Origin of the sequence: Streptosporangium jomthongense (assembly GCF_042650425.1) — a bacterium.
GTDB lineage: Bacteria > Actinomycetota > Actinomycetes > Streptosporangiales > Streptosporangiaceae > Streptosporangium.
The window spans coordinates 133,124-157,672 of the sequence record NZ_JBHSBC010000014.1; the positions used below are offsets into that span (position 1 = coordinate 133,124).

Here is a 24,549-nt window from a genome sequence, read left to right on the forward strand (position 1 = left end):
ACCGTGCAGATCATGCAAATCATGTAAGTCGCGCAAGGAGATAGCGATGCCGCTCTACCTCGACCCCGAGGAACTCCGCTACCAGGCACCGGGACCACACCTCGACCTGATCGGGGCGATGGCCTTCCGCGCCGCCGGGGCCGCCCAGCGATTAGGGATCTTCGAGGCGCTCACGGCCGGGCCGTCGTCCGCCGCCGAACTGGCGGCCAGGACGGGCACGGACCCCGGCACACTGCCCGTCCTGCTGGACGGTCTCGTCGGCTTCGGCTACCTCGACAGGGGGGCGCGGGGAACCTACGCCAACAGCCCGATGACGGCGAACTCCCTCGACCGGCGCGACCCGTGGAGCTACGCCCCGGCGCTGGCCTTCTGGCACGACCTGCTGGGCGAGCTGTGGGACGGCCTTGAGGAGACCGTCAGGACCGGCAGGCCACAGGCCGACTTCTACACCTGGCTTGAGGGCCGCCCGCGCACGTTGCGCGACTTCCAGACCATGCTGGACGGGATGGCCGCGGGCATGGCCCCCCTCATCGCCGAGACCGCGCCCGACCCGGGGGAGCGGCTGCTCGACGTCGGCGGCGGCCACGCCCGCCACAGCGTCGCCCTCTGCCAGGTCCACCCGCGCCTGACCGCGACGGTCGTGGACCTGCCCGGCGCGATCGAGGGCGGCAGGACCCGGGTCGAGGAGGCGGGACTCGGCGACCGTGTCACCCTCGTCCCCGGCGACGTGACCACGGCCGATCTCGGCACCGGCCACGACACCGCGCTGCTGTTCAACGTCTGCCACGGCTTCGACGCGGCGGCCAACCGCGCGCTGCTCGGCAGGGTCGCCGCCGCGCTGCGGCCCGGCGGCACGCTGCTCGTCCTGGAGACCTTCGCCGACCTGCCGGAGGGGACCTCCCCGGTCGCCGAGGCCTTCCTGCGCTCCTTCAGCCTCAACCTCGCCGTCACCCAGGGCGGCCGCCTCCACTCCTTCGCGGACGTGGCCGGATGGCTGGCCGAGGCGGGGTTCGAACACCTGGAACGTCGCGGCCTCGACGGCCCCGACGAACTGCTCGTCGCCCGTCTGGCCGGCGCCGTACGGACGACAGGGGAGGGACGATGAAACGCCGGATCCTCATCATCGGAGCGGGGCCCGCGGGCACGCTCCTGGCCTGCTACCTCGTACGGCGGGGCTTCCAGGTCGACGTCTACGAACGGCGTCCCGACCCCCGGCTCCTCGACGAGGACGAGAGCAGGTCGATCAACCTCGGCCTGTCGGCCAGGGGCATCAAGGCGCTCGACGACATCGGCCTGATGGAGAGGCTGCGGCCGCTCATCGTGCCGATGCGCGGCAGGGCCATCCACCTGCCCGGCGGCGCGCTCCCCTTCCAGCCGTACGGCGCGCACGAGGGCGAGATCCTCCACTCGGTGCTGCGCCGCGACCTCATCACCACCCTGGTCGACCACGCCGAGGCTCAGCCGGGGGTGCGCTTCCACTTCGGGCACCGGCTGGTCGACCTCGACCGCGAGGCGGCGGCCGTACGGCTCGTCGGGCCCGAGGGGGAGGAGGTCGGCGCGGCCGCGGACGCGGTGATCGGCGCCGACGGCGCGTTCTCCCGGGTGCGGGCCCGGATGCAGCACGGGCTGCGGGCCGACCTCCACCTGGAGTTCCTGGAATGGGGCTACAAGGAGCTGACCATCCCCGCGGCCGACGACGGCTCGGCCAGGACCAGGCTTGAGGCGCTGCACGTCTGGCCGGGGGAGGACGCCCTCATCGTCGCCCACCCCAACCGCGACAACTCGCTGACCGGGACCCTCTTCCTGCCCTTCGAGCGGTTCGGCGAGATCACCGACCCCGAGACGTTCCTGGCCGCGCGCTTCCCGGACACCCGGGAGCTCATGCCGTACCTCGCCAAGGAGTACGCCGAGCATCCGGTCGGGCACCTGGTCTCGGTCCGCACCTCGCACTGGCACCACAGGGACAAGGTGGCGCTGATCGGCGACGCCTGCCACGCGGTCTACCCCTTCTACGGCCAGGGCATGAACTCGGCGCTTGAGGACTGCACGGTCCTGGACCGGTGTCTCGGCGACCATCCGGACGACCTGGGCGCGGCCTTCGCCGCCTACCAGCGGCTGCGCAAACCGCACACCGACGTGCTGGACGAGCTGTCGAAGCAGAACTTCGTCGAACTGCGCGACCGGCTCCGCTCCCCGCTCCACCTGGCCCGCAAGAAGGCCGACCTGCTGCTGGCCAGGCTGCTGCCCGGCAGGTGGGTGCCGCTGTACACGATGGTCTCGCACACCACGATCCCCTACGCCGACGCGCTGGCCCGCGCCAGGCGCCAGGACGCGTCGCTGAAGGCCGGGAGTGCCGCGCTCGGGGCGGTGCTGGCGGCCACGCTCGCGTTCGCCGTGCGACGGGGGAGGGGCGGACGGCGATGCTGACCGATCCGGCAGACCCCACGCGCGCGCTCATCGAGCTCTCCGACCTGGACGGCGAGCACGAACTGGTCCGCGGGTACGGCGTGCCGCTCAAGGAGACCGTCGTGTGGGCCAGGGAGTACCTGTGCCGGCCCCACCCCGACCTGGGCAGGAAGGGACCCGTCTGCCCCTACGCCCAGACCTCGCTCGACCGGGGGGTCTTCTACCTGGCGGTGCAGCCGGGGACGCCGGACGGCGACGCGGTGGCCGAGGCTTTGGACGGCTACCGCGACTGGTTCCGCGCGCTGGTCTCCCCGCCGGGGACCTCCCCGCAGTACCGCACGATCCTGGTGCTCTTCCCCGACCTGCCGGAGGCGGAGGCGGCGCGGACGATCGACGCCGCGCAGCGGCTGCTCAAGCCGCGCTACGTCAGGGAGGGGCTGATGGTCGGGGAGTTCTACCCGGGGCCGCCGCCGAAGGCGGGGCTGTGGAACCCGGACTTCCTGCCGTTGGGCAGCCCGGTCCCGATGCTGGTGATCAGGCACATGGTGGCGACGGACTTCGCGTTCCTGCGTGAGGACCGGGAACAGCTCGCGGCCTATCTGGAGCGCTTCGGCGACCGGCCGCCCGCGGCGCTGCGCGCGGAGGTGGAGGAGGCGGCCAGGCTGCACGGGTTCACCGTCAGGGTGCCGTAACGCGGAGTTCGTGACGCTTCGGGACGAGGGGTCCGTCCCGAAGCGTGACGTACCGGGGGGGCGGGCGCAGACCCGGGTGAGGGGCCGCGAGGCTCAGATGCTCAGCAGCTCGGCGGCGGCCTGGGCGTTGGCGCGGGCGGCGCCGTACGTGGCGAGGTAGGTAGCCCCCTTGGGACGCCAGATCGGCAGCCCCATCTCAACGACCGTCGTGTCGGGACGGGCGGCCAGCACCGCGGAGACAACCGACTGGCTGATCTCGTAGCGGTGGGCGTCCTTGACCACGACGACCAGGGAACGGCCGCTGGCACGCTCCAGGATGTTCGGCACGTCCGCCTCCTCCGGCTTGACCCGGACGACCTCGGCCTGCGGCATCAGCGGGGCGAAACCCCACGGCACGTCGCCGACGGCGATGGTCGGGGGGGTCTCCATCTCGACCACCAGCGGGTCGACCAGCGGGGAGGTGGAGCCGGTGAGGGTCACGGCGCGGCGGGCGGCGGTGAGGCCGATCATGCTCTCCTCGGCGCGCTCCGGCTGGGACGAGCCGAACCAGGAACGCAGCTTGGCCACGCGCGCGGCGGAGGCCTCCAGCCGCTCGGCGGGCAGCCGTCCGTCGAGCACGGCGGCGACGATCTCGTCGACGATCGCGCGGACGTCCTGCTGGGTGGGCAGCGGGCCGAGGCAGAGCAGGTCCGCCCCCGCGGCGAGGGAGAGCACCGCGCCGCCGGCCAGGCCGACGCTCTCGGTGATGGCGTGCATGTCGAGGGCGTCGGTGACGATCACGCCGTCGTAACCGAGCTCACCGCGCAGCAGACCGCCCAGGGCGGCGGCCGACAGGGTGGCGGGCTCGGTGCCGGTCACCGAGGGCACCCGGACGTGCGCGGTCATGATGGACATGGTCCCGGCCTCGATCGCGGCGCGGAAGGGCACGAGCTCGCGCTCGCGCAGCAACTCGGCCGAGGCGTCGACGAGCGGGATCTCCAGGTGGGAGTCCTGCCTGGTCGCGCCGTGGCCGGGGAAGTGCTTGACGCAGGCGGCCACGCGGGCCGACTGCAGACCGTGCACGGCCGCGACGGTGTGCCGGGAGACCAGGGCGGTGTCCGACCCGAAGGACCGGGTGCCGATGACGGGGTTGTCGTCGGCGGTGTTGACGTCGGCGGACGGGGCCATGTCCAGGTTGATACCGCAGCGGGCGAGGTCGTCGCCGATGGAGCGGTAGACACGCCGGGTCAGTTCGACGTCGTCGACGGCGCCGAGGGCGGCGTTGCCCGGGTAGGGGCTGCCCACGTGGTAGGCGAGCCGGGTGACGTCGCCCCCCTCCTCGTCGAGTGAGATGACGGGGTCACCGGCATCGCGCAGGCGGGAGGTGAGCGCCGAGAGCTGGGCGGGGTCGGCGACGTTGAAGCCGAACAGGGTGACCCCGCCGAGACCGTTCTCCAGGTCGTGGAGAACCCAGTCGGGGGCGGTGGTGCCCTGGAACGCGACGAGCAGCGTTCCGGCTGCGAGACGTCGCAGTACCTGATCGCTGGGAGCCGCGATGAGCTCAGACATGGCGGTAGATGCTCCTTACCTGAGGTGAGTAGGGGACAAACGAGGACAGGGCTGGTACGGCCAGCTCCTTGTGGGGGCGTGGCCGTACCAGCACCGCGGGGTTAGCCCTTGACAGCGCCGGCGACGAGGCCGGAGACCATTCGCCGTTGCACCAGGAGAAAGAAGATGATCACCGGGATCGTCATCAGGGTCGAGGCGGCCATGATTCCGCCCCAGTCGACCGATCGCTGGCTGACGAAGTAGCGCAGTGCCACGGGCATGGTGTAACTGCCCTGATCGCTGATGAGGGTCAGCGCGAACACGAACTCGTTCCACGCGGTGATGAACGTGAAGATGCTCGTGGCCACGAGACCGGGGGCCACCAGGGGGAAGAGCACCTTCCAGAAGGTCGTGAAGCGGCTCGCGCCGTCGATCCAGGCGGCCTCCTCAAGAGACCTGGGCACCGCGGCGACGAAGGTGCGCAGCATCCAGATGCCGAACGGCAGCGTCAGCGCGACGTTCACCACGATGAGGCCGATCAGCTGGTCGTAGAGACCGGCTCGCCTGACCATCAGGAACAGCGGGATGAGCAGGGCCTCGGCCGGGACCATCTGCACGATGAGCAGCAGGATCAGGAACGAGGTGCGCCCGCGGAACCTGAAGCGGGCCACGGCGGTCGCCGACAGCAGGGAGAAGACGGCGCCGATGAGGACGGTGCCGATCGCGACGATGGCGCTGTTGAGCATGTAGCGCCAGATCGAGTGGCCGGCGACGCCCTCGCTGAAGACCCTCTCGACGTGCTCGATGGTCGGGTCCGTCGGGAAGGGGATGAACCGCGTCGTGAAGATCTCCTCGTTGCTCTTGAACGCGGTGGAGATCATCCAGTAGACGGGGAACACCGCGAACAGGAACACCAGGACGGCCGCGGTGTTGAGGCCGATCTTGCCGAGCAGCTTCCTGGTCTTGGGAGTCATCGCACGTCCTCCGTCTTCACGATCTGGCGGACGTAGAAGAAGGTGATGATGAGCAGGATCAGCGTCAGCACCACCGCGATCGCCGCGCCCAGGCCCATCTTGGGCGGGGAGCTGAACGCCTGGGTGAAGGCGTACAGCGACAGGTTGAAGGCGTCACGGTTGGAGGTTCCGCCCGCCAGCACGAACAACTGGGTGAAGACCTTGAAGTCCCAGATGACCGACAGCACGGTCAGCACGGAGAAGACCGGCTTGAGCAGCGGGAAGGTGATCTTCCAGAAGATGCGCCAGGCGGAGGCCCCGTCGACCTTGGCCGCCTCGTACAGTTCGGCGGCGATGCTGCGCAGACCCGCGAGCACCGAGACGGCGATGAAGGGGAAGCCGGCCCAGACCACGACCAGGATGAGCACCAGGTAGATGGTCACCGGGTCGTTGAGCCACGGCTCACCCGTCCAGTCGGCCCTGCCGAACAGGAGGTTGGACAGCCAGTCGGGCAGCGCGTTGAGCGCCCAGTTGATGACGCCGGACTCGGCGTCGAAGAGCCAGCGCCAGATGATGGCACTGGCGATCGCCGGGGTCGCCCAGGCGGCCATGATGCCGATGACCAGGAAGGTCGACATCTTCCTGCCGAGCTTGTTCAGCAGCAGGCCGACCAGGGTGCCCAGTCCCAGCGTGCAGGCGACCGTGACGACGGCGAACACGACGGTGTTGCGGAGCGAGGTCCAGAACAGCTCCGACTCGAACAGCTTCAGATAGTTGTCGAACCCGACGGACTTGGCGGGCACACCCCGGATCTGCCGCAGTCCCACGTCCTGGAAGGACATGACGACCATCTGGTACAGCGGGTAGAGCAGCAGTCCGGCGATGACCACCAGACCGGGGATGAGCAGCGCGTAAGGGACCACCCCTTCGGGCAGTCCTCTGGAGCCGCGCGGGGGCTTCGTGCCTCTGCGCCCCCGCGCCGGGACGGGGGAGGAGCCCCCGTCCCGGGCGATGGTTGAGGTGTTGGCCATGATTACTGGTTCAGGATCTCTTCGAGTTCCTTGTTGGCGTCGGCCAGGGCGGTGTCAATGTTCTTCTTGCCCTCGATGACCGAACGGGCCGCGTTCTGCAGAACGGCCTTGGTGTCGTTGGCCTCGGCCCAGTTGGTGTCGTTCGGGAAGCCCTTGGCGACCTTGAAGGTCTCCGCGAACGGCGCCTGCAGCGGGTCGGAGGCGAACTCGGCCAGCGCCTCCGGGTACAGCGGCAGCAGGCCGCCTTCCTTGGCGTAGCGGGTGCCGAACTCCTTGCCCGCGGCGACCTTCAGGTACTCGGCGGCGAGCTCCTGGTTCTTGGTGTCCTTCCAGATGGCGATGTCGTTGCCGCCCTGGAAGGCGGGCGCCGGGCCGCTGCCGTCCTTGGCCGGCAGGGAGAAGAACGCCATCTGGTCGTCGCCGACCTTGTTCTTGCTCTGCTCCTTGATGGTGGTGATGTCCCAGCCACCGGTCACGAACATGCCGACCTTGTTGTTGGCGAAGCGGGTGCGGATGTCGATCGAGTTCTGGCTCAGGGCCGACTTACGCGACGCGCCGTGCTTGACGACCAGGTCGGTGTAGTACTGGAAGCCCTCCTTGAAGCCGGGCTCGGTCAGCTTGCCGACCCACTTGCCGCCCTCGAAGGCGGCGAAGTCGCCGCCCGCGGACCACACGAACGGCGAGAGCGACATGTTGGCGTCGGAGCCGCCGTTGAAGGCGAAGCCGTCGACGTCCTTGCCCTTCTTCTCCACGATCTTCTTGGCGGCGGCGACGAGGTCGTCCCAGTTCTTGGGGATCTCGATGCCCAGCTCCTTGAACCAGTCCTTGCGGTAGAGGACGGCCCGGGTGCCACCACCCCACGGCGCGGCGTAGATCTTGCCGTCGACCGTCTCGTAGCCCCACAGGTTCTGCGGGATCTGCTGGAAGTCGGGGTTGCTCTTGGCGAGGTCGGTGATGTCGGCCAGCGCGTCCTGCGCGACCCACGCCGCCACCTGGTCGTTGCCGAACTCGGTGACGTCGGGGCCCTCACCGCCGGCGAGAGCGGCGGTCCACTTGGCCTGGGCGTCCGGCCACGGCACCCACTGGAGGTTGACCTCGGCGCCGGTGACCTCCTTGAACTTGGCGTTCATGTCGGCCATGAGCTTGTTCTGCACTTCGTCCGGAGCGCCCAGGCGCCAGACGGTCAGGGTCTGGCCGGCGAACTTGGGGCCGGAGGCTGCGGCGGAGGGCGCCTCGGACGCACCAGCGTTGTTCGAGGTGGGCTCGCTACTGCTGCCGCACGCGGCAAGGCCCAGGGCGAGGGCGGCGGTGGTTGCCGTCGTGGTGGCGATTCTCGCGAACTTCACTTGAGTTCTCCCTTTCCGGCTTTCGACGGGGTAGGCGCTCAGCTGCTTTTTGGCTTGGGTCCCCGCGACCCTCTTACTCACGATGCGGTGATCGGAGTTGTCGTAACCCGCGGCTCGGTCGCTCTTGCCTGCGGGCTGACTAGGGCTAAACTAACAAGAAACTTTCTTAAAAGAAACGATCGTTAGCGGATCGTGACGGGGGGAAGCCGATCTTGTCCAGACGTCCGGGAACCCCTCGGCTGCTGCGTCAGCTCAATGACCGCGCAGCCCTGGAGCTCCTGCTGTCCAGTGGGCCTCTCACCCGGGCTGAGCTGGGAGAACTCACCGGTCTCTCCAAGGTGACCGCCGGTCAGTTGCTCGCCAGACTGGAGGAACGCAGGCTCGTCGCCATGGTCGGGGAGCAGGCGGGCGGGCGGGGCCCGAACGCGGCGCTCTACGGCGTCGTTCCCTCTTGCGCGTACGTCGCGGGACTCGACGTGCTGCCCGACCGGATCAGCGCGGGAGTGGCCGACATAACCGGCGAGACGGTCGCCGAGGTCTGCGTCGACCCCAGCGGTCATAACGATCCGGTACGCCTGGTGCGCGGCGCCGTGCAGAAGGCGTGCGAGTCGGCGGGCATCGGCATGGACCGGCTGCGCGCCTTCGTGATCGGGACCAGGGGCGTCGTCGACCCCCGCACCGGCGACGTCCGCTTCTCCTTCGACCTGCCCTCCTGGCACGAGGGCGTGCTCGCCCAGCTGCGCCGGGACCTCAACGTCTCGGTGACCATAGAGAACGACGTGAACCTGGCGGCGCTCGCCGAGCGCTTCTGCGGCGCGGCCCTGGACGTCGAGGACTTCGTGCTCGTCTGGGCGGGCGTCGGCCAGGGACTCGGGGTCATGCTCGGCGGGCGCCTGCACCGCGGCTTCACCGGCGGCGCGGGTGAGATCGGCTGGCTGCCCGTGCCCGGGGAGCCGTTGCCGACCGAGGTGACCGAACCCCAGTCGGGCTCGTTCCAGCGACTGGTCGGCGGCGACGCCCTGGCCAGCCTGGCGGACGCGCACGGCATCCGGGGGGATTCGCTGGCCGACCACGTCAGCCAGGCCGTCACGAACGACTCCGGAGGCTTCCTGGACGAGCTGGCCGGGCGTCTGGCGGTCGGCGTCGCCGCGGTGGCCGTGGTGCTCGACCCCGGGCTGATCGTGCTCAGCGGCGACATCGGCAGGGCGGGCGGGAAGGTGCTCGCGGCCAGGGTCGAGGAGGCGGTGGCCAGGGTCTGCCCGAGCCAGCCCAGGGTCGTCGTCTCGGAGGTCATGGGCAACTCCGTGTTACGCGGGGCCCTGGTCTCGGCCCTGAACCAGGCCCGGGAGCAGGTCTTCTCCGAGACGGTGTGACAATTGCGGCTATGCACGACATCGTTCTGATCTCCGATCCCCGGGTGGCCGCGATTCCGGTCGAGGAGTCCGGGGAGCGGCTGGTCGACGTCCGGGGGCGGCTGCGGGTCGACGGGCGGATGGCCGACCGTGACGGGGCCTTCGCCCACCTCAGGCAGGGACTGGTGGCCAGGCTTGAGGAGGCGCAGCGGCACCTCCCCGAGGGGTACCGGCTGCTGATCGTCGAGGGATACCGGCCGCCGTCGACGCAGCAGCAGATCTTCGACGAGTACTCGGCGGAACTCCGGGCGACATTTCCGGAAATGTCGCCCGAGGAGATTGTTTCGGCGGCCAGCCGCTACGTCTCACCGGTCGAGGTCGCCCCGCACACCGCGGGCGCGGCCGTCGACCTGACCCTGTGCACCGAGGACGGCGTCGAGGTCGACATGGGCAGCCCGCTCAACGCCACCCCCGAGCAGAGCGAGGGCGCCTGCTACACCGCCGCCCCCGGCATCTCCCCGCAGGCGCGCCGCAACCGCGAGCTCATGGGAGCCGCCCTCGACGCGGCGGGCCTGGTCAACTACCCCACCGAGTGGTGGCACTGGTCCTACGGCGACCGCTACTGGGCCATGACCACCGGAGCCCCCTCCGCCCTCTACGGTCCCCGCGCCCTCTGAGAACCGGGGACAATCGACCCCATGCGGTTCGGCATCCTCGGCCCTCTGGACGTGCGCTCACCGGCCGGTGAGGCGATCGCCGTACCCGGGCCGAGACCGCGCGCCCTGCTCGTGATGCTCCTGCTGGAACCGGGCCGGGTGGTGACCGTCGAGCGCCTGATCGACGGCCAGTACGGCGACGCCCCTCCCTCGGGCGCCGCCAACGCGGTGCAGGCCCAGGTGTCCAGGCTCCGCCGGGTCCTGCCCGCCGAACTGGTCGAGTTCCACGGGACCGGCTACCGGCTGGCGGCCGACCCCGAGGACGTCGACGTCCACCGCTTCGAACGGCTCGCCCGCCAGGGGCGGCTGCTGCTGACCTCCGGCCGCCACGCCGCCGCCGCGGACGTCCTGTGTGAGGCGCTCGGCCTGTGGCGGGGGCCCGCCCTGCAGGACCTGCCCTTCGGCGGGGCGCAGGTGGCGCGTCTTGAGGAGCTGAGGCTGACCGCGGCCGAGGACCTCGCCGAGGCCGAACTCGCGCTCCCCGAGGCCGACCCGGTGGCCGAACTGCGGCGGCTGACGGCCGCCAACCCGCTGCGGGAACGCCCCAGGGGCCAGCTGATGCGCGCGCTGAGCGCCGCGGGACGCCAGGCGGAGGCGCTTGAGGTCTTCGAGGAGACACGGAGACTGCTGGCCGGGGAACTCGGCGCCGACCCCTCACCCGAACTGGCCGCGATCCACCTGGCCGTCCTGCGCGCCGAACGCCCGGCCCCGCCCAGGGGGAACGGCCTGCCCGTGCAGCTGACCGGCTTCGTCGGGCGGGAGAAGGAGCTGGAACGGCTCGCCTCGCTACGCGGGCACCGGCTGGTCACGATCGTCGGCCCCGGCGGCACGGGCAAGACCCGGCTGGCGGTCGAGGCGGCCGGGCGCACCCGGGACGCCCGGGGCACCCAGGGTGAGGTGTGCTTCGTCGACCTGTCCCCGCTCGCCGACCCGGCCCCGCAGGGCGGCCGGGCACCGGCCGTCACAACGACCGTCACGGCCCCCCAGGTGGCCCAGACGGTGCTCGGCGCCCTCGGGCTGCGTGAGACGGGCCTGCACTCGCTCCACGTCCCCGACCCGGTGGCGCACCTGGCCTCGGCCCTGGCCGGGCGGGAGCTGCTGCTGATCCTCGACAACTGCGAGCACGTGGTCGAGGCCGCCGCGACCCTGGTCCGCGAACTGCTCGGCGCCTGCCCCGGGCTGTCGATCCTGGCCACCGGCCGCGAACCCCTGGGCATCACCGGCGAGACGCTCGTGCCGCTGGCGCCGCTTGCCGTCCCGCCCCCTGACGCCACCCCCGCGCAGGCCGCGGCCTACCCCGTCGTCCGGCTGTTCGCCGACCGGGCGGCGGCCGTACGGCCCGGGTTCGAGACGGACGAGGGCAACGTGGCGGCGGTCGCCGGGATCTGCGCGGCGCTGGACGGGCTGCCGCTCGCGGTCGAACTGGCGGCGGCGAGGCTGCGCTCCTTCACCGTCGAGGAGATCGCCGTCCGGCTGGCCGAGCACGGCCGCTTCCGGCTGCTGTCCAGGGGCGACCGTACGGCCGCCGCCCGGCACCGGACCCTGCGCGCGGTCGTCGAGTGGAGCTGGGACCTGCTCACCCCCGGCGAGCGGGTGCTGGCCAGGCGGCTGGCCGTCTTCTCCGCGGGCGCCTGCCTGGAGGCGGTCGAGGCGGTCTGCGACGTCGAGGACGCCGCGGGCCTGCTGGCCGACCTGGTGGACAGGTCGCTGGTCGAGACCGACGGCGACCGCTACCGGATGCTCGACACGATCCGGCTGTTCTGCGCGGAACGGCTGGCCGAGGCCGGGGAGCGGGAGCGGATGGACCGCGCCCACGCCCGCCACTTCCTTGCCCTGGCCCGGCGCGCGGACCCGCACCTGCGCGGGGCCGAGCAGCTGACGTGGCTGGCCAGGCTGTCGGCCGACCACGGCAACCTGACGGCCGCGCTGCGCAGGTCCGTGGCCGCGGCGAAGACGGGCGACGAGGACGGCAGACGGACGGCGCTGCGGCTGGTCACCGCGCTCGCGGCCTACTGGTGGCTGAGCGGGCGGCGCGGCCAGGTCGGGAAGATCGCCGCCGAACTCCTCGAAACGGCCCCCGAGCCCGCGGAGGGGTTCGAGGAGGAGTACGTCATGTGCGTAGTGCACGCCGTACCCCGGGCGCTGCCCGAGCACTGGCGGCGGGCGGAGGCGACCGTGGCCGGGCTTGAGCGGCTGCGCCACCCCTTCACCGTCGCGCTGTGGGGCATGGCCGCCGGGCCCCCGCCCAAGGCCGACCTGCGCACGCTGGCGGGGTCCGACCCCTGGCTGCGGGCCCTGGAGAGGCTGAGCGTCTCGTTGCTCGCGATGCTGTGGGGCGACCCGGTCTCGGCGGAACGGGGACTTCAGGAGACGCTGACCCACTTCGACGCCATCGGGGAGCGGTGGGGGACGGCCCAGGCGCTGGACGGGCTGGCCCTGATCGCGGCCGGGCGCGGCGAATGGGCGCGCGCCCATGACATGTGGGCCCGGGCCCTGGAGCTGTTCGAACGGCTCGGCGCCGCCGAGGAGACCGCCGACGTGCTGACGCGCAGAGCCGAAGGACTGGTGCGCCAGGGCGAGACCGCCGCGGCCGTCGCCGACTACCGGCGCGCCGGGGAACTGGCCCGCACCACCGGCAGGCCGGGCGCGGCGGCCACGGTTCACCTGGGACTGGCGGAGGTCGCCAGGCACGACGGTGACCTCGCCGAGGCGGAACGCCTGCTCGGTCTCGCCCTCGACGCCTCGCAGGACGGCGACTTCGGCATCGAGGGGACACAGGCCCGCGTGCTGGTCGCGCTCGGCAGGCTGGCCGAGGCCGGGGGCGACCGGGAACGGGCCCGTCTCATGCACCGCCGGGCGCTCGCCGTGGTTCACGGGTCCCCGATGGCCGCCGACCTCGCCGACGTCGCCGAGGGGCTGGCGGGGGCCGTGCTGCTCGACGGGGCGGGACGGGAGGCGGCGGCGCTGCTCGGCACGGCGGTCGCGCTGCGCGGCATGGCCGTCGCCGGGGACCGCGACGTCGCCGGGATCGCCGGAGCCGCCCGCGACCTCATCGGCGCCGAGGCCTTCGCCGAGGCGTTCGCCCGAGGCGCCGCCATGAGCCAGGAGGAGGCCCGGCAGGAGGTGCTGACAGCGCCCGGCGCGTGGGACGGGTGACTGTCAACGCGGTGTCGGCGGGCTGTCAGCGCCCGCGCCGAAGCTCCTCACATGAAGAACACCACGGTCCTCATCTCCGGCGCGAGCGTCGCCGGGCCCGCCCTCGCCCTCTGGCTCGGCCGCATGGGCTGCACCGTCACCGTCGTGGAGAAGGCGCCCGCCCTCCGGCTCGGCGGCCAGGCCGTCGACTTCAAGGGGGCGACCCACCTCACCGTGCTCGAACGCATGGGCGTCCTCGACGAGGTACGGCGGCGCCAGACGGGCGGAACCGACCAGGAGGTCGTCGACGCGGACGGCAGGCGCCTGGCGGTCATACCCGGGGCGTTCACCGGCGGCGACATCGAGATCCGCCGCGGCGACCTGGCCGCCCTGCTGTACGAGCGGACCAGGCGGAGCTGCGAGTACGTCTTCGGCGACTCCATCACCTCGCTGACCGAGACGGCGGGCGGCGTGCACGTCACCTTCGAGCGCGGCGCGCCGCGCACCTTCGACCTGGTCGTCGGCGCCGACGGCATCCACTCCAACGTGCGGCGCCTGGCCTTCGGCCCCGAGTCCGGCTACGTGAACTTCACCGGCCACTACTACGCGCTGGCCGACCTGGGCCTCGACCACCCGCCCGCGATGTACAACGAGCCGGGCAGGATGGCCGCGCTCGGCGGCCCCAAGGCTCCCGCGTTCTTCGTCTTCGCCTCCGAGCGGCTCGACTACGACCGCTACGACGCCGGACAGCAGAAGCGCCTGCTGATCGACGCCTACCGGGGCATGGGCTGGAAGGTCCCGGAGCTGATGGCCAGGCTGCGCGACGCAGAGGAGGTCTACCTCGACTCGATCAGCAAGGTGAGGATGGACCACTATGCGAAGGGGCGGGTCGTGCTGCTCGGCGACGCCGCCTACGGCAACACCCTGGGCGGCTTCGGCAGCGGCCTGGCGATCGTCGGCGCCCACGTGCTGGCCGGGGAACTGGCCGAGGCGGACGGCGACCACGTGACCGCGTTCGCGAGGTATGAGGAGATCATGCACCGCTACGCCACGGTGACCGGGCAGAGCAGTGCGGGCCCCTTCCTCGCCCCGCCCTCGCCGCTGCGCATCACCATGCGCAACTGGATGTTCAAGCGGAGCCTCCTGCTCCGGGTGATGCTGAAGGCGACCGACAGGTTCGCCAGGTCCGTCGAGCTCAAGGACTACCCGGCTCTCGCCCCTGCCGGAGGTTCCACCAGGTGACAGGGGCGGGTCAGCGGTCGGGCAGGGGGGTGCGCCAGAACAGCGGGCGGTCGGGGCCGGTGCCGATCAGCAGGCCCGCGTGCGCCGTCAGGACGGTGCAGCCGCCCGCGTCGCACAGGTCCTCCCACCCGGCGGGGCCGACGACCGGCGGGCGGGTGCGGATCCTGCCCTCGGCGTCGGCGATGTAGAGGCGGCCGTTCATCGCGGTGAGGCTCACGGCGCCGCCGGAGGGGCCCGCCAGGACCCAGTCGGAGGTCTCCGGGCGCAGCTTCCACAGCCCCTCGGCGTTCACCGCGAAGAACTCCCCGTTCACCATGCCCAGGCCGACCGGCTCGGCCGGCGCCTCGGCGAGGGTCGTCCAGCCGTCCTCCTGGTCGTCGAAGACGAGCCGCCCGTCCGCGGTGAGGCCGTACAGGCCGATGGGATGCGCGGTGGTCGCCTCCCTGGGGGTGGCCATGGCGACGACCCCGGGGGCGGTTCCCGCGTGCCGCCAGCGCAGGTTCTGGGCCGAGACGTCACGCACGAGCAGTGAGCCGTCGGGGGCGACGCCGTACAGGCGGGAGCCGAAGACCGTCAGCGCGCGCAGCGAACCGGCGCCGCCGACGATCTGCCAGCCGCCGACGGGCTCCGACAGGCGGTCGAGCACGTTGCGGGTGATCCGGTCGACCATGGGGTCGTGCAGGGCGTTGCCCCAGTTCACGGTCGAGGCGGTGAACACCGTCCCGGCGCCGAGACCGAAGACGCCCATGGTCGCCATGCCGCCCTGGCCGTAGCGGTGCCAGTGGCGCAGGTCGGCGGTGGCGAGGATGACGAAGGAGGGCGGGGTGCCGTCCCTGCCGGTCGCCAGCGGGACACCGTCCACCTCGACGAAGTCGCAGGCGTCGGTCTCGTAGCCGATGGCGCCCTGGCCGAACTTGTCGCCCTCGCCGAGCCCGGTCCCCTCGAACACCCAGTGCTCGGGGAACCTGACCGTGTAGGACTCCTCGTGCATCAGCCGCATGTACGGCCCCCACGTCCCGGCGCCGCGTCTGAAGCTGACGCCGGTCAGCGTGTTCTCCGGCCGGTTCACCGGGGCGCTCGACCACTCGACCGTGGTCAGGCCCGGTTCGACCGTGGCCATCGGGTCCATGGCCGCGTCGCGGTAGCAGACCATGGTCCGGCCGTCGTCCTCAAGACGGAACTGCCACCAGCAGGTGTTGCCGGAGAACACCGCGAGGTTGCCGCCGCGGGCGACGAACGCCTCGACGTTGTCGCGCATCCCGGCCGTCCAGTACTCGTCGTGACCGTTGACGACCAGCAGCCGGTAACCGGCCAGCAGTTCGGCGCCGTCGTGCAGGTCGAGCCCCGAGCAGTAGTCGACGTCGTAGCCCGCCGGGCCGAGCCAGCGGAGCATGCCCTCCTCCCAGCGCTCGGGCGGCGGCCCTCCGCCGGGCCGGGTGAAGGAGACCTTCGCGGCGCGGGTCGGCTCCTCGGTCCAGTAGATCGACTCCCCGGGGATGCCCGCCCGGTTGTAGGCCTGCCAGGTCGGGAACGGGATCGACAGCAGGACCCGGGAGGAGGGCCTGGCCGCCCTGACGACGAAGTAGACGTCGGAGAGCCCGTCGGAGGAGTCCTCCTCCGAGGTGAAGACCGCGCGGTAGAGCGAGCTGGGCCAGTCGCCGGGGACGTCGAGCGTCCAGACGGGACCGTCGAACCTCGCCTGGAGCACCGGCCGGTCGGCGGCGACGTCCTCGACCGTGACCGAACCGCGCGCCGGGGCGCGTGAGGTGCGGGTCAGGTGGAAGCGCAGCGACCCCTCCTGGACGCACGAGGTGGACTCGGCGTAGGCGTAGACCGTCATCCGACCGGCTCCAGCGTCTCGTGGAAGGCCGCCTCGACCAGCAGCGACTCCAGGTCGCGCAGGTAGCGTTCCATGGCCTCCTTCGGCAGGTAACGGGTGTCGGCGGTCAGCGAGACACCCAGGCCGCCGCCCTCCCCGGTCACGTGCAGGCAGAAGCGGCAGTTGAGCTGGTCCTGGCTGAGCGGCCAGGTCAGCGTGGTCTCCTCCATCGCCAGCCGTACGGTCCGCTCGTCGTGGGAGGCGTCGACCCGGTCGATGAAGCGCATGTCGTTGAAGCAGCAGTAGGGGTGGACCCGGGTGCCCCGTTCGCGGCTGACCCGTTCGGTCAGCCGGTCCCTGTCCCCGGGGTCGTGGTAGGCGGAGCGGTAGGCGCGCAGCGCCGCGGGCTTGGCGGCCCTGAGCACCTCGGCGAAGGAGCGCCCGCCCACGTCGAGCACGAACAGGCCCTCCTGGGAGAGGGTGGTGACGGCCTGCGCGGCGTCCTGGCGGAAGCGGTTGCCGACGATGGGCAGCATCGCGCACACCTCGTGCCCGGTCACCGCGCAGACCAGCACGCTGGAGGCGGCCAGCAGCACGGTCGAGGTGCTGGTGCCGTACACGGCCGCGATCCGTTGCACGGCCAGGTCGAGCGCCCTGGAGACCAGGTGCGCGCGCCAGATCGGCGGCCCCTCGGGGGCGGCGACCCGGCGGTCGAACATGGTCGGCGGGATGCGCCGGTACTCCCGCTCCCAGTGCTCGGCGGCGACGCGGGCGACCCGCAGGCCGGGTTCGGAGCGCTGCCAGCGGGCCAGGTCGAGCGGGGAGGGCGGCGTCGGTCCCGGTACGGCCCCGCGCAACAGCAGCAGCCGCAGGTCGGTGATCGCGACCTCGGCGCCGAGCCCGTCCGCGGCCAGGTGGCAGAAGACGAGCACGATGTGGGTCACCGTTTCGTCCTCGGCGACCACCAGCCCGACTCTGAGCGGCCACTCGCCGGCGTAGTCGAACGGCGTCGCGGACAGTTCCTCCATCAGCCGTTCCGGATCGTCACGGGAGACGGTCAGCGGGATGCTCCCGGCGGTCCCGAGGACCTGCGCCGGTTCGGCGCCCCCGTCCTGCCCGCCGGTCTGCGCCGGTACCCGTGGGGAGGGGGCCGCCCCTGGCCCCGTCCCCACGGACGTCTCAAGCCCTGTGCTCAACCCGGCGCTCAGCCTCGTCCGCAGCGACTCGTGCCGTTCGACCAGGACGCCCAGGACCTCCGCGGCCCGCGCCACGGTGAGCGGCCTGGCCCGTCTCGGCACCGCGAGCACGCGGCCGAAGTTGAAGTAGTGGTCGTCCGGTGCCGTCTTCCTGATCGCGTCCCAGATGGCCCGCTGTCCCCAGGTCAGCGGAGCCGTACCCGATCGGCTCCCCGAGAACCGGATGTCCATGTTTTCTCTCCCCCGTTCGAAAAACGCCTCCCGACCGCTCTGTCAGGGGTGCCTCAGGGGCCGGAGTCTCCGGCCTGCGCGATGTGGCGTTCGAGCGCCCCCAGGTCGTCCAGCAGGTCGAGGCCGTCGCCGGACAGGTCGATCTCGATGCCGAACTCCGTCTCGACCGCGTCGATCAGCCGCATCTGGGCCAGGGAGGTGACCCCCAGGGCGGACAGCGGGACCGTGGCGTTCAGCGCCTCCTCGGCGGTGACGGCGCCGTCCGACGCCGAGGCCACCATCGCGGCCAGCCGTTCCCTAACCATTGACGCTCCTCCTCAGATGACGGCCACGGACGTCGTCCAGCGAGACCCAGATCCACTCGTCGGACATGTCAGGACTTCCTTGCGCTGAGCGGGCGCAGGTCGGTCCACACCTGGTCGATGTGGGCCAGGCACTCCTCCTTGGGGCCGGAGAAGCCCTCAAGACGCCAGCCGTCCGGCAGCCGTCTGCCGTCGGGCCAGATCGAGTACTGCTCCTCGTGGTTGACCACGACGTGGTGACTCATCACGCTTCCCCGTTTCCTTGGGAGGTCTGCACGAGACCCTCGGCCTCGTCGTCGGACAGTTCCGCCAGCTCGGCGATCAGTATCTCCTCGATCGAGGCGGCGAGCCCGGCCACGGTGCCGCGCGCGAACAGCACGCGGATCGGCACGTCGATCTCGACGAGGGCGCGGATCCTGGCGATGACGCGGGTGGCGAGCAGCGAGTGCCCGCCGAGGGCGAAGAAGTCGTCGAAGGCGCCGACGTCCTCGATCCCCAGCACCTCGCCGAACACGTCGGCGACCAGCTGCTCGGCGTCGCCGCGCGGGGCGACCCGCTCCCTGGGGGCCGCCTGCGGCGCGGGCAGCGCGGCACGGTCGATCTTGCCGTTGCGGTTGAGCGGCAGCGCGTCGAGCCGCACCCACAGGGAGGGCACCATGTAGGCGGGCAGCGTCGCCCCGAGCAGTCTGGCGAGATCCTCCCCCTCGGGGGCGCCGACGGTGTAGCCGACCAGGATCCCGTCCCGTACGGCGACGGCCGCCTGGCCGACTCCGGGGCAGGCCAGCAGCCGCGCCTCGACCTCGCCGAGCTCGACGCGGAAGCCCCTGACCTTGACCTGGTCGTCATCGCGGCCGAGGAACTCCAGCCGCCCGTCGTTGCGCCAGCGCACCCGGTCGCCGGTGCGATAGACACGCGAGCCGCCGGGGCCGGGCACGAACCGCTCGGCGGTCAGCGCGGGCCTGCCCAGATAGCCCTGGGCGACGCCCGCCCCGGTGACGCACAGCTCACCGGGCACACCCGGCGGCACCGGCTGACCGTTCCGGTCCAGGACCAGGACGCGGGTGCCGCCGACGGGCGTGCCGATGGGCGGGCGTCCCGGGGAGCCGTCCAGCTCGGCCGTGGTCGCGATGATCGTCGTCTCGGTCGGGCCGTAGGTGTTGACCAGCCGCACCCGGTCGCCGAAGCGCTCCCGCCAGCGGGCGACCGCGGCCTCGTGCACCTGCTCGCCGCCCAGGATGACCAGCCGCAGCGTGTCCGGCCACGGGACGTCGTCGATCTGGTCGACCAGCGCGTGCCAGTAGGCCGTCGGCAGGTCGAGGACCGTGACCCCGGCCAGGTGGTCGGGCAGGGTGACACCGCCGTCGGGAAGCAGTTCGACACGCGCCCCCGCGGCCAGAGCCGGGTAGATCTCCTCGGCGTGCGTGTCGAAACTCAGTGAGGCGAACTGCACCACCCGGTCACCGGGGTGCAGGCCGTACGCCTGGCGCATCCACGCCACCCGCGCGGCGAGCCCGTCGTGCCCGACCACCACGCCCTTGGGGGTGCCGGTCGAACCGGAGGTGTAGATCACGTAGGCGGCGGCGCCGTCCGGCACCGGGCCGGCCTGGAGCGCCTGCGGCACGGACTCGGGAACCGTGTCGAGCACGAAGGACGCCCCGCTGTCCTCGACCAGGAAGGCGAGCCGTTCGGCCGGGTAGTCGGGGTCGAGCGGCAGGTAGGCGGCCCCGGCGCGCCAGACGGCCAGCAGCGCGGCGATCGTGTCCGGGGTCCTGCCGAGCCGTACGCCGACCACGTCCCCGGGGGTGACGCCCCGCGAGCGCAGCAGCCCGGCCAGCTCACCGGCCCTGGCGTCAAGCTCGGCGTAGGTCAGCGCGCGCGTCCCGCAGCCGACCGCGACGGCGTCCGGCCGCTCCCGTACGGCCGCCGCGACCAGTTCGGGGACGGAGGGCGTCGCGGGCAGGGCGGGTCCCTCACCCAGCCGGGCCAGCAGCGCCTCGTCCTCCTCGGTGCGCAGCGGCAGCGCGGAGATCCGCTCGTCCGCGGCGCCGGGCAGCGCGGTGAGCAGCAGCCGCAGCCGCGCGCCCAGCGCCTCGACCGTCGCCCGGTCGAACAACGCGGTGTCGTAGACCAGGGTGAGCAGCAGTTCGTGCTCGTCCTGCCAGGCCTCAAGGGCGAGTTCGAGCTTGGCCTGGCGCATGCCGTGCTCGAACGCCGACGCGGTCAGCCCGGCGAAGGCGCCGCCGTCCTGCCCGCCGTCCTGGGTGTGCAGGATGAACATCGTCTGGAACAGCGGGGTGCGGGTGAGGTCGCGTTCGGCCCGCAGCGCCGTGACCAGTTCCTCGAAGGGGACACCCTGGTGGGAGAAGGCGTCCAGGACGCCGATCTGGGTGCGTTCGAGCAGTTCGGTGAAGGCGGGGTCGCCGGACAGGTCACCGCGCAGCACCAGCGTGTCGCTGAGGTAGCCGACGACGGGTTCGAGCTGAACCCGGTCCCTGCCCGCGGTGGCGGTGCCGACCAGGACGTCGTCCTGGCCGGTGTGCCTGGCCAGCAGCACCTGGTAGGCGGCCAGCAGCACCATGAACATGGTCGCGCCGTGCCGCCTGCCGAGCAGCGCCAGCTCACGGGCCTGTGCCGCGGTCAGCCTGACCTCGACCACGTCGCCGTCCCTGGTGCCGGCGGCGGTGCGCGGCCGGTCCAGCGGCAGGTCGAGCGGGGTGGGGTCGGCGAGCCGTTCACGCCAGTGGTCGAGCAGTGCCGAGGTGTCGCGCTCCCGCTGCCAGCGGGCGACGTCGCCGAACTGCAGCGGCACCGGGGGCAGTTCGGCGCCCCCCGAGTAGAGGTGACCCAGCTCCTCGAAGATGAGGTTGAGCGACCAGCCGTCGCCGAGGATGTGGTGGATCACCACGCACAGCACGTGGTCGTCCTCGCCGATCTCGATGAGGACGGCCCGCAGCGGCGGCCGGTCGGCCAGGTCGGCGAAGGGCCGGTTGGTCAGGCCCGCGACGAGGTCGAGCGCCTCGGCCTCCCCGGCGGCGGAGACCTCCTCGACGGGCACCGGGCCCGGCGGGTCGACGACGGCCGAGGGTGCCCCGTCCACCTCGGGGAAGCGGGTGCGCAGGCTCTCGTGCCTGGCGGCGACGCCCTCGAACGCCCTGGCCAGGGCCGTCCTGTCGAGCGGTCCCCGCAGCCGCCTGACCAGGCACATGTTGTAGGAGGCGTCGTCCGGGTCGAGCCGGTTGAGGAACCAGAGCCGTTCCTGGCCGAAGGACAGCGGCTGACCGGCTCCCTCCGGCCGCGGCCGGGGCCCCTCGTCGTCCCGCCCGTCACGCGCGGGCTCGGCGCCGGTGAGCAGTTCGGCCAGCGCGGCGACACCGGGCCGCAGGAAGACCTCCCTGACCGGAACCTCGATCCCGGACAGTACGGCCAGCCGCGAGGTGACCATGGTCGCCAGCAGCGAGTGGCCGCCGAGGGAGAAGAAGTCGTCGTGCGCCCCGACCGAGGGCACGTCGAGCACCTCGGAGAAGACCTGGGCGACCAGCCGTTCCGCGGGGGTTCGGGGCGCGGTCGCGCCCGTCCGCGGAGCCGCCTCGACGTCGGGCAGCGCCTTGCGGTCGATCTTCCCGTTGGGGGTGAGCGGGAGCGTGGCGACCTCGACGAGCACGCCGGGCACCATGTAGGCGGGCAGCTGCCCGCCCGCGTGCTCCCTGACGGCGTCGAGGAGTCCGGGGTCGCCCGGTTCGACGGGCACGACGAAGGCGGCGAGCCGTTCGCCGCGCACCGCGACGACGGCCTGCGCGACGCCGGGGCAGGTGTCGAGGACCGCCTCGATCTCGCCGAGCTCGATGCGGTGGCCGCGCAGCTTGACCTGGTTGTCGGTGCGGCCGAGGAACTCAAGGGTGCCGTCGCCCCGCCAGCGGGCCAGGTCCCCGGTGCGGTAGACACGTGAGCCGCCGGGGCCGGGCACGAACCGCTCTGCGGTCAGCGCGGGACGGCCGAGGTAGCCGGTGGCCACCCCGTCGCCGCCGATGAGCAGCTCGCCGGGCACGCCGATCGGGGCGGGTGAGCCCGCCGGGTCCAGCACGTGCACGACGGTGTTGGCGATCGGGCCGCCGATGACGATCTCGCCGGGCTCCTCGGGGACCTCCCAGGCCGTGGACCAGATCGTGGTCTCGGTCGGGCCGTAGACGTTGACGAGCCTTTCGACCCTGGGCCGCAGTTCCCTGGCCAGCTGGGGCGCGAGCGGCTCACCGCCGGTCAGCGCGGTCACCCTCGGCAGGTCCCCGCTGAGCAGCACCCGCCAGCCGGACGGCGTCGCCTGCACGTGGGTGACGCCCTCGTCCTCGACGAGGCGGGCGAGCGCGGCGCCGTCGCGGGCGGTTTCGGCGTCGGCGACGACGATCCTGCCGCCGGTCACCAGCGGGAGGTACAGCTCAAGGGCGGAGATGTCGAACGACAGGGAGGTCAGCGCGAGCCACACGTCCCGCGACGTCGAGCCGACCAGCGTCCGCATGGCGAGCAGGAAGTTGGTCAGCGCCCGGTGGGGCACGACGACGCCCTTCGGCCGCCCGGTCGAGCCCGAGGTGTAGAGCACGTAGGCGGTGTCGCGGGGACGGGGCCGTGTGTGCGGAACCGCCTGCGCGGGCGGCAGGTCGTCCAGGCTCGTCAGGACCAGGGCGGCGCCGGAGTCCTCGATGACGTAGGAGACGCGGGCCTGCGGGTACTCGGGGTCGACGGGCAGGTAGGCCGCACCGCTCATCGCCACGCCGAGCAGCGCGACGACCATGTCCGTCCCGCGTTCCATCCGGACGGCGACGAGCGAGTCCCGCCCGATGCCCGCGGCGGCCAGCCGCCCGGCCAGGTCGGCGGCGCGGGCGGTCAGCTCGGCGTAGGTCAGCGTGCCGACGGCCACGGCGCCGGGGGAGGCGGCGGCCTGGTCGAGCACGAGGTCGACCAGGGTCACCTCGGGCAGTTCCGCCGAGGTCTCGTTCCACTCGCCCAGCAGGGCCAGCTCGGCCTCGGGCAGCATGGGCAGCGCGCCGATCGGCGTCTCCGGGGCGGCGATCGCCGCCTCAAGCAGCCTGACGAACCTGGCGACCATCCGTTCGGCGGTCCGCTGTTCGAACAGGTCCGTGCTGTAGAGCACGGTGCCGAGCACGTGGCCGTCGGGGGTGGGGGTGAGGTCCATGGACAGGTCGACCCTGGCCCTGGTCCAGCCGTGCGGGAAGGGCTCGGCGTCGAGACCGGGCAACGGGTCGCCGGTCTCGCCGTGGGTGTGGAAGGCGAACAGGGTCTGGAACAGCGGCGTGCGGCTGAGGTCCCGTTCGACGTCCAGTTCGGCGACGAGCCGTTCGAAGGGCACGTCCTGGCGGGAGAGCGCGTTGAGCACGACCTTGCGGGTGCGCTTGAGCAGGTCGGCGAAGGAGGGGTCGCCGGACAGGTCGCAGCGCAGCGCCAGGGTGGTCGACAGGAAACCGATCATGGTCTCCAGGTCGGTGCTGTCCCGTCCCGCGGACGGTGTGCCGACGCAGAAGTCGTCCTGTCCCGTGTGCCTGGCCAGCAGCACCTGGTAGGCGGACAGCAGCACCATGTACGGCGTGCAGCGCGAGCGCCTGGCCAGTTCCGCGATCCCAGCGGCCAGTTCCCCGCCGATCTGGAAGTGCACCTCCCCGCCCTCACCGCTGCGCTGGGCGGGACGGGGCCGGTCGGCGGGCAGGTCGAGGGGCGAGACCCCGGTCAGGTGCTCGACCCACCAGCGAAGCTCGGTGTCCTCGGCGGCGCGCTGCGCGCGGGCGTGCTCGCCGTACTGCAGGGGGAGGGCCGGCAGGTCAGCGACGCCGCCGCCCGCGTAGTGGGCGGCGACCTCCGAGCACAGCACGTTCAGCGACCAGCCGTCGCCGTTGATGTGGTGCAGGACGACGCAGAGCACGTGTTCGAGCGGGCCGAGCTCGATCAGCGCCACCCGGAACGGCGGCGCGGCGGCCAGGTCGAAGGAGGTGTTGGTGACCGTGGAGACCAGCGTGCGCGCCTGTTCCTCGTCCGCCGCGGTCAGCCGCTCGACGACGATCGGAGCCGGGGGCTCGACGACCGCGACCGGTTCCCCGGCCACCTCGCGGAAACGGGTGCGCAGGCTTTCGTGCCGGGCCGCGACCGCGGTGAACGAGGCTTCGAGGGCGGCGGTGTCAAGTCGACCTTTCAACCTGTAAACATAGGATGTGTTGTAGGTTGAGTCGCCGGAGTCGAGGCGGTGAAGAAACCATAACCGCTGCTGGCCGTACGACAGCGGATACTCCGTCCAGGGCTGGCCGGGGGAAATGGTCTCTGGCTGAAGCACGCAGAGCTCCTTCGGCGGCCGCGGGATCGCACGCACATGAGCACGCCTCGTAAATGGGTATGCGAAAGCCCGCTCCGCGCATATTTGCCGAGTTGAGCACAGAAGACGAAGGGCTTCTTTCTGGAAAGAAACCTTTCAGTTAGGTCTGGGTCGTTAGTGTTACACCTCTTCCCCAGCTTCGCAAGGCCCGCCATCTCTGGGGGATCCAGGCCTATCCTGACAACCTTCCCAAAGGGCTTGCGTGGCCGTGGCGATCATGTAAGACTGGCG

At 71.9% G+C, this 24,549-nt stretch carries 16 protein-coding genes; 7 read left to right on the plus strand and 9 right to left on the minus strand.

Translation table 11 applies throughout. The features are described from left to right. Positions 1-46: 46 nt before the first annotated feature. The 3 genes from ACFOYY_RS15400 to ACFOYY_RS15410 are packed head-to-tail and all read left to right on the plus strand — an operon-like array spanning position 47 to position 3,098. On the plus strand, positions 47-1,105 hold the full coding sequence (locus ACFOYY_RS15400) for a methyltransferase (RefSeq protein ID WP_386190122.1): 1,059 nt from the start codon (positions 47-49) through the stop codon (positions 1,103-1,105). Next, complete coding sequence (locus ACFOYY_RS15405) at positions 1,102-2,427, plus strand: FAD-dependent oxidoreductase (RefSeq protein WP_362774417.1); 1,326 nt, start codon at positions 1,102-1,104, stop codon at positions 2,425-2,427. The genes ACFOYY_RS15400 and ACFOYY_RS15405 overlap by 4 nt, the downstream gene beginning before the upstream one ends. Further along, on the plus strand, positions 2,421-3,098 hold the full coding sequence (locus tag ACFOYY_RS15410; protein ID WP_362774420.1) for a DUF6875 domain-containing protein: 678 nt from the start codon (positions 2,421-2,423) through the stop codon (positions 3,096-3,098). The genes ACFOYY_RS15405 and ACFOYY_RS15410 overlap by 7 nt, the downstream gene beginning before the upstream one ends. 93 nt (positions 3,099-3,191) lie before the next feature. Here the strand turns inward: ACFOYY_RS15410 and ACFOYY_RS15415 are convergent, their stop codons facing one another. From ACFOYY_RS15415 to ACFOYY_RS15430, 4 genes are all read right to left on the minus strand, one after another. Next, entirely contained in the window at positions 3,192-4,646 is a 1,455-nt protein-coding gene (locus ACFOYY_RS15415) for a glycoside hydrolase family 3 protein (protein ID WP_352008496.1), read from the minus strand. A gap of 101 nt (positions 4,647-4,747) precedes the next feature. Then, positions 4,748-5,599 carry a carbohydrate ABC transporter permease gene (locus ACFOYY_RS15420; protein WP_352008497.1) on the minus strand — a complete coding sequence of 284 codons (852 nt, stop codon included), beginning with the start codon at positions 5,597-5,599 and terminating at the stop codon, positions 4,748-4,750. After that, entirely contained in the window at positions 5,596-6,609 is a 1,014-nt protein-coding gene (locus ACFOYY_RS15425; protein WP_352008498.1) for a carbohydrate ABC transporter permease, read from the minus strand. Before ACFOYY_RS15425 ends, ACFOYY_RS15420 begins: the two co-directional genes overlap by 4 nt. Before the next feature lie 2 nt (positions 6,610-6,611). Further along, positions 6,612-7,955, minus strand: a complete 1,344-nt coding sequence (locus tag ACFOYY_RS15430; RefSeq protein ID WP_386190123.1) for an extracellular solute-binding protein — start codon at positions 7,953-7,955, stop codon at positions 6,612-6,614. Between the two features lie 212 nt (positions 7,956-8,167). Between ACFOYY_RS15430 and ACFOYY_RS15435 the strand changes: the two genes are divergently transcribed. The 4 genes from ACFOYY_RS15435 to ACFOYY_RS15450 are packed head-to-tail and all read left to right on the plus strand — an operon-like array spanning position 8,168 to position 14,400. Further along, on the plus strand, positions 8,168-9,328 hold the full coding sequence (locus tag ACFOYY_RS15435) for an ROK family transcriptional regulator (protein WP_362910907.1): 1,161 nt from the start codon (positions 8,168-8,170) through the stop codon (positions 9,326-9,328). A gap of 11 nt (positions 9,329-9,339) precedes the next feature. Continuing rightward, positions 9,340-9,984, plus strand: coding sequence for a M15 family metallopeptidase (locus ACFOYY_RS15440; RefSeq protein ID WP_352008501.1), 645 nt, complete (start codon positions 9,340-9,342; stop codon positions 9,982-9,984). Positions 9,985-10,005: 21 nt separating this feature from the next. Then, complete coding sequence (locus ACFOYY_RS15445; RefSeq protein ID WP_386190124.1) at positions 10,006-13,179, plus strand: BTAD domain-containing putative transcriptional regulator; 3,174 nt, start codon at positions 10,006-10,008, stop codon at positions 13,177-13,179. Between the two features lie 51 nt (positions 13,180-13,230). Further along, entirely contained in the window at positions 13,231-14,400 is a 1,170-nt protein-coding gene (locus ACFOYY_RS15450; RefSeq protein WP_386190125.1) for an FAD-dependent monooxygenase, read from the plus strand. 10 nt (positions 14,401-14,410) lie between these two features. Here ACFOYY_RS15450 and ACFOYY_RS15455 read toward each other — a convergent pair whose 3' ends face one another. From ACFOYY_RS15455 to ACFOYY_RS15475, 5 genes are all read right to left on the minus strand, one after another. Then, the gene (locus ACFOYY_RS15455) at positions 14,411-16,240 is read right to left on the minus strand and encodes a N,N-dimethylformamidase beta subunit family domain-containing protein (RefSeq protein ID WP_352008504.1); all 1,830 of its coding nucleotides are present in this window, start codon (positions 16,238-16,240) and stop codon (positions 14,411-14,413) included. Further along, positions 16,237-17,646, minus strand: coding sequence for a hypothetical protein (locus ACFOYY_RS15460; RefSeq protein ID WP_362910900.1), 1,410 nt, complete (start codon positions 17,644-17,646; stop codon positions 16,237-16,239). The genes ACFOYY_RS15455 and ACFOYY_RS15460 overlap by 4 nt, the downstream gene beginning before the upstream one ends. 53 nt (positions 17,647-17,699) lie before the next feature. Further along, entirely contained in the window at positions 17,700-17,951 is a 252-nt protein-coding gene (locus ACFOYY_RS15465; RefSeq protein ID WP_352008506.1) for an acyl carrier protein, read from the minus strand. 68 nt (positions 17,952-18,019) lie between these two features. Then, complete coding sequence (locus ACFOYY_RS15470; protein ID WP_352008507.1) at positions 18,020-18,193, minus strand: MbtH family protein; 174 nt, start codon at positions 18,191-18,193, stop codon at positions 18,020-18,022. Further along, on the minus strand, positions 18,193-24,315 hold the full coding sequence (locus tag ACFOYY_RS15475; protein WP_386190126.1) for an amino acid adenylation domain-containing protein: 6,123 nt from the start codon (positions 24,313-24,315) through the stop codon (positions 18,193-18,195). The genes ACFOYY_RS15470 and ACFOYY_RS15475 overlap by 1 nt, the downstream gene beginning before the upstream one ends. Positions 24,316-24,549 lie beyond the last annotated feature (234 nt).